The sequence below is a fragment of the Armatimonadota bacterium genome (genome assembly GCA_020354555.1).
GTDB lineage: Bacteria > Armatimonadota > Hebobacteria.
In genome coordinates this window covers 2750408-2755369 of the sequence record CP070648.1, presented here as the reverse complement: position 1 = coordinate 2755369, position 4962 = coordinate 2750408, and the positions used below count along the sequence as shown (strand labels likewise).

Below are 4962 nucleotides of genomic sequence, written 5' to 3'. Positions count from 1 at the left end.
TTGCCTGGCCTTCCCGGGTGCTCGGGGACCTCAAGCAGGGCGCGCCTCATCGCTTCAGCTTCTCGTACTCCGCCGCAAGACCTTTGCAGTACTGGCTGAGACCGACTACGTCGGCGCCGAGGTTGATGAAACGATAGCCCATGCCGACCAGTTCCGCCAGATTCTCGGGCGCACCGACCGTCCCGGCAACCTTGCCGGTCCGCGCACACACCTCGGCGATGCGTCGGCGGGTCTCCGCAATCCTGGGGTGATCCCACTGCCCCGGCGCGCCGATACTGTGGCTGAAATCACCGGGGCCGAAGAAGATGACGTCAATCCCCTCCAGCTCCGCGATCGCCTCGAGTTCATCGAGCGGCTCGGGGTCCTCGATCTGGATGATCACGAAACGCTGCTCGTTCGCTTGCCGCAGGTACTCGACGAACTCGATGTTGGTGTACGCGCCGTCGGCATTGCCCCCGTCAACCGGCCGGCGGCCGATGGGGTGGAAGCGGGTCATGCGTACGACGCTGTGGGCGTCCTCGAGGCTCATGACGTGAGGCACGATGATGCCCGACGCATCCAGCTCCAGGGGACGTACGTAATCGCTGTAGCCGCCGCGCGCGACTCGCACCGCCACGTCCACGTCATGCGCCTTCGCCGCCCATATCTGCTTCTCGATGAGCGACCAGTCGTTAGCGATGTGCTCGAGATCCGCCCACACGCAGTCGAATCCGGCGATGGCGGCGATCTCCACACACCGGGCATCGGCGAGGTTGACCTTGAAACAACTTGCGACACCGCCGGCACGCAGCTTCGCGAGCACTCGGCTGGGCCGCATCATGATGTCATTGTTCATGCTCTAGACCCCCATGATCTCCGCGAGTTGCACCTCGCGCCCGCCCTCGTCGCGACTCCTGATGCCGGCGATGACGAGCGTCATCAACTCCCGCGTCTCCGCGAACGGGAACGGCCGCTCGCCCGTCCGCAGGTATTCGACAAATGCCATCAACTGCGCCTTGAAGGCGTAGAACGTGTCCGCGAAGGCGGCATGGGCGTGCCCGGCCGTGCCGCACAGCTGGAGCACGCCGAACGCGCCGTACATGCCCGCCATTGCCGCGACCACGACGTCCACCCCGCTCCCGTGCTTGACGTGGACGACGTTGCGGTCCGGCGTGCCGACGTTCCGCGCGGAGACGAATCCCGGACCGAGGATGGGATAGACTCCCTCCAGCGCGTGAATGCCGTAGCGCTCCCAGCTCTTCGGGGTGGTGATGGTAATCAGCCGCAGCTCACCAAGTTCGTGAGTCGAAAGCCGGTAGGGGAGGTACTCCTTCGCGTAGCGCATGCAGCTGGACGACATGATCGGCGCGCCCTGCTCCACCCAGTGGCTGAAGGTCGCCAGGTCCGCCGCGTTATCCACCAGCGGCTTGTCCACGAACACCGGCAGCCCGGCTTCTACGAACGGCCGGCAGCGCGCGAGGTGCTCGTGGCCGACGTCGGTGGCGACAATGGCCGCGTCCACCGCGCCGATTACATCCTCAGCGCGCGTCGCGATATTCGGGATGAGCGACGCCTCAGCGACGCGCGCGGCATCAGCGGGGTCGTCGGTCCAGATGTGTGTCACCCGCGCGCCGGGGATGCGCAGCGTGTCCTTGGGCTGCTTGGCAAGATAGGCCGGGATCGCGGGGTACGGGCACTTCGCCATCTCCTGCGGGTCGTAGCCGTTGAAGATGGCGCTCCAGGAGTAGGGGTGACCGTTTCCCTCCACCATGCCCAGCATCGCCAGGCGAATCCCGGCGTCCCCCACCGGCACGTCAGCGCGTTCCGACATCTCAGCCAGCTCCTTTGTCTCTGCGCCGGTCAGTATCTGCCCTGCTGCTCCACCAGGTCGCGCATGATCTCGATGCAGTGCACCGTCGCGCCGGGCGGAACCTGGTCGCCGGCAGCGGCGATCAGGCGCGGCCCGAGGCGCTTCAGGTCGAGCCATGCCAGCACCGCCGACTTGAAGGCGTCAACGTCCGCTCCGGGGAGCCACAGATTCGGCGCGACGCCGCCGGACAGGATGAAGTCGGGCCCGGCTTCCCGGCGGCACTCGGTCGGCGTTAGATCTCCCATCGGCGTCGGCGTCACGGCGTCGGCGCAGTCGGCGCCCGTCTCGCGTATCATGCCGAGCGCCCCGCGCAGCGTCCCGTCGACATGCACGGCGACCGCCTTCCCAGCCGCATGCAGCCTGCGTACTGCTTCGACGTAGTACGGACGCGACCATTCGTCGAAAAAGTGCGGCGGCTGGATATTGCTGGAGAAGTTGTCGCCCATCAGGACAATCTCGGCTGGCGAGGTGCACAGCAGATCAACCAGGCGCAGATTACTCGCGTTAATCTGATCAACCGCGTCGCGCATGGCCACAGCCCAATCGTGCGCGGCATAGGCAACGCGCGTCACCCCCATCCAGTAATGCAGCAGGTGCCCCATCGCGCTGTAACCCGCGGGCAGATAGACTACGCCGGTGTCGCCTACCGCGTCCGCCCACGCCTTGTATCGGTCCCAGCGCGGGGAGTATCTGCGGCCGCCGAGCGCGTCGCCGAGTACCCGCAGATCATTTTCTCCCTCCACCCCCCACTTGCTGATTGCCCAGGAATACGAGCGTTCCTCCCACACGCGCTTGCGCTCGATGCGGCCGCGCGGCGTGGCGAGACGCCAGGTGATTTCTTCGGTTCCGCTTCGCCGGTCCTTGACGACCTCTGTCTCGACGTCGTCGCCGTACTCGACGGTGTAGAACGCGCCGAGGTTCGGCAGATAGAAGCCGGCACCGACCTGCTTGTGGCAGTCGATCAGCGCGCACTCCGGCTTGTCGTATGCCTGGCTGAGATCCCAGGGCAGTCGGTTCCGGTGATAGAACCAATGCGACAGATCCAGCATGAACGGAACGACGTCGGGCGCCTGTCCTCGATACACCGCCAGGATACGCTCGCGGATGGTCATGGGTCTGATGCCCTCGGGCCGGAGTGCGCGCATCGCCCGCGGTCTCGCCCTCGCGCCGGCCGCTCGCGGCGCACCGTCGTCTGCCGCTCCGCGACGTTCACGGCCGCACGCGCACCCATTCGATGTCCGTATGATCCGTCTCAGGCCCCGCGTAGTACACCACCAGGACATCCTCGTCCGCGAGGGACGCCGTCACCGGCAGCCCCGCCGAGAACTTAGCCATCTCTGCCCAGGCGTCCTGCATGGTGGCCTTGCGCTCGGTCTGCGTCGGCGTCGCTGCCTGATACAACACCGCCTCGCTGGGCTCGGGCCATGTCATGCCGCCGTCGTCGCTCACGCGCAGCTTGATCACCGGCGCTCCGGTGCGATCCACATAGACCATGGCAATCCGACCGTCGCGCAGCGAAACCGGCGGAGCGGGCTGACCGGGCACACCGGTATCCCAGATCTGCGCCCATGTTCGGCCGTTGTCCGCCGAGCGCCGCGCGTGAATGTTGAGGTACGTCGCGAGCTGGTTGTCGTAGGTCCAGAACAGGTCGAGGATCGTCCCGTCCTTGAGCACACTCGGACGCTGGTCCCAGTAGAAGATCCGGTTCTCCGGATCGTTGCTCACGATGACGTGCTCCGGCCACGAGTGGCCCTCGTCGCAGGAGAACATCAACACCGATGAATGCCGCCACTGGGCAGTGTCGTGGTAGTGCTTGTTCAGCTCGAACTGGCATGCCCGCGTGCCGTTGGGCAGGACGAGTGTCGGGCCGGTAGCGGGGGTCGGCACGTTGAACGGCGACGTGTCCATCAGAACCGGGGGCGACCACGTCGCGCCGCCGTCCGCGGAGTAGGAGTGGAAGATGCGAGTATCGAGTAGCCCTTCGGTCTCCTCGTTGAAGAACGGCAGAGAGGCGTCTGAATGATCGACCCAGCACAGCGTCGCCAGCACACGGCCGGCGCCGAGCGCCGTTGGGTGCGCGGCGCGAAACAGCCCCCGCTTGCCCTCAACCGCGGGCGGTTCGAACGGCCGAATGGGCGTGCTCCACGACCGGCCTTCGTCATCCGACCAGGTGATCAGTGCGTGCTGTTCGACGGTACCGCCTTTGGTGCGCGCGGCGCGGAAGCCACAGACCCAGCGCCCGTCGGGCAAGACGGCGATGCCGGGGAAGGCGCAGCTCTGACGGTCGGTGCCTTTCTCACCCCTGAATGCCGTGCCTCGCGCAACGATCTTCAGCGTCGGTCCTTCCCCTCGCCGCGCGCGCGACGCAGCAGCCCGTCGTGCTGCACTCGCAAGCTCACACTCTCCAGCACTTCCTCCGTCGCCTGCTGGATGGCGGCGACCTGTTCTTTACTGAGTCGGGTCATCATCACGTTGCTGCTTCTCGCCGGCTCAACTGGTCAGCCGCGCGAAGCCGCTGTGCGCCACCGGGCCTTTCAGCATTTCCCCAACTTTGCCCTGTTTGAGCGCCCGTGCGATTATCGCAAACACCTTATCTATCGTATCCCCGTAGAGCGACACGATCTCGTCGGTGTGCGCGAGCGTCGGGTAGATGCTCGCGCCGGCGAGAAAGCCGCGCTCGAGCATCAACTGGGTGTAGAGAGTGCGCAGCGCTTCGCTGAGTTCGTGGTCGAATCGAAAATGCGCCAGGCACGGGTAGTTGTCATGGGTGACGATCGGCAGGCCGTGTCGTTTGCCGTGCTCGTGCCAGTAATCCTGTACCCGGGCGCCGACGTGGGCGACATGCGCGGGCACGTCTACCTGCTTCATCTTGCGCAGCGTCGCCACCGCCGCCGCCGGGCCGACGCTTTCCGTCCAGTTGGTGCTGCTGATGAAGGAGCCGTGGGCTCCCGCCATCGCTTCCCGCGTCCCGATCACCGCGCCGATGGGATGGCCGTTGCCCATTGCCTTGGCGAACACGGCGAGGTCGGGGGTGACGCCGAACCTGAGATGCGCCCCGCCGAAATGCAGCCGCCAGCCGATGCTGATCTCGTCGAAGATGAGGAGCGCCCCGT

Annotated in this window: 6 protein-coding genes; all 6 read right to left on the bottom strand. The window is 66.1% G+C overall.

Annotated elements, in window-relative coordinates; all coding sequences use genetic code 11:
* Window positions 1-46: 46 nt before the first annotated feature.
* The gene (locus JSV65_11320) at window positions 47-835 is read right to left on the bottom strand and encodes an aldolase (GenBank protein ID UCH33167.1); all 789 of its coding nucleotides are present in this window, start codon (window positions 833-835) and stop codon (window positions 47-49) included.
* A 3-nt stretch (window positions 836-838) separates the two neighbouring features.
* A complete protein-coding gene (locus tag JSV65_11315) occupies window positions 839-1759 on the bottom strand; it encodes a Gfo/Idh/MocA family oxidoreductase (protein UCH36760.1) in 921 nt (306 codons plus the stop codon).
* An 80-nt stretch (window positions 1760-1839) separates the two neighbouring features.
* Window positions 1840-2994, bottom strand: a complete 1155-nt coding sequence (locus JSV65_11310) for a hypothetical protein (protein ID UCH33166.1) — start codon at window positions 2992-2994, stop codon at window positions 1840-1842.
* A 64-nt stretch (window positions 2995-3058) separates the two neighbouring features.
* Window positions 3059-4099 (bottom strand): exo-alpha-sialidase, encoded by a 1041-nt coding sequence (locus tag JSV65_11305; GenBank protein UCH33165.1) that lies wholly within the window; start codon window positions 4097-4099, stop codon window positions 3059-3061.
* A gap of 80 nt (window positions 4100-4179) precedes the next feature.
* Window positions 4180-4317 carry a hypothetical protein gene (locus JSV65_11300; GenBank protein ID UCH33164.1) on the bottom strand — a complete coding sequence of 46 codons (138 nt, stop codon included), beginning with the start codon at window positions 4315-4317 and terminating at the stop codon, window positions 4180-4182.
* Window positions 4318-4339: 22 nt separating this feature from the next.
* Window positions 4340-4962: aminotransferase class III-fold pyridoxal phosphate-dependent enzyme (locus JSV65_11295; protein UCH33163.1), on the bottom strand; the 623-nt coding region annotated here is incomplete at its 5' end.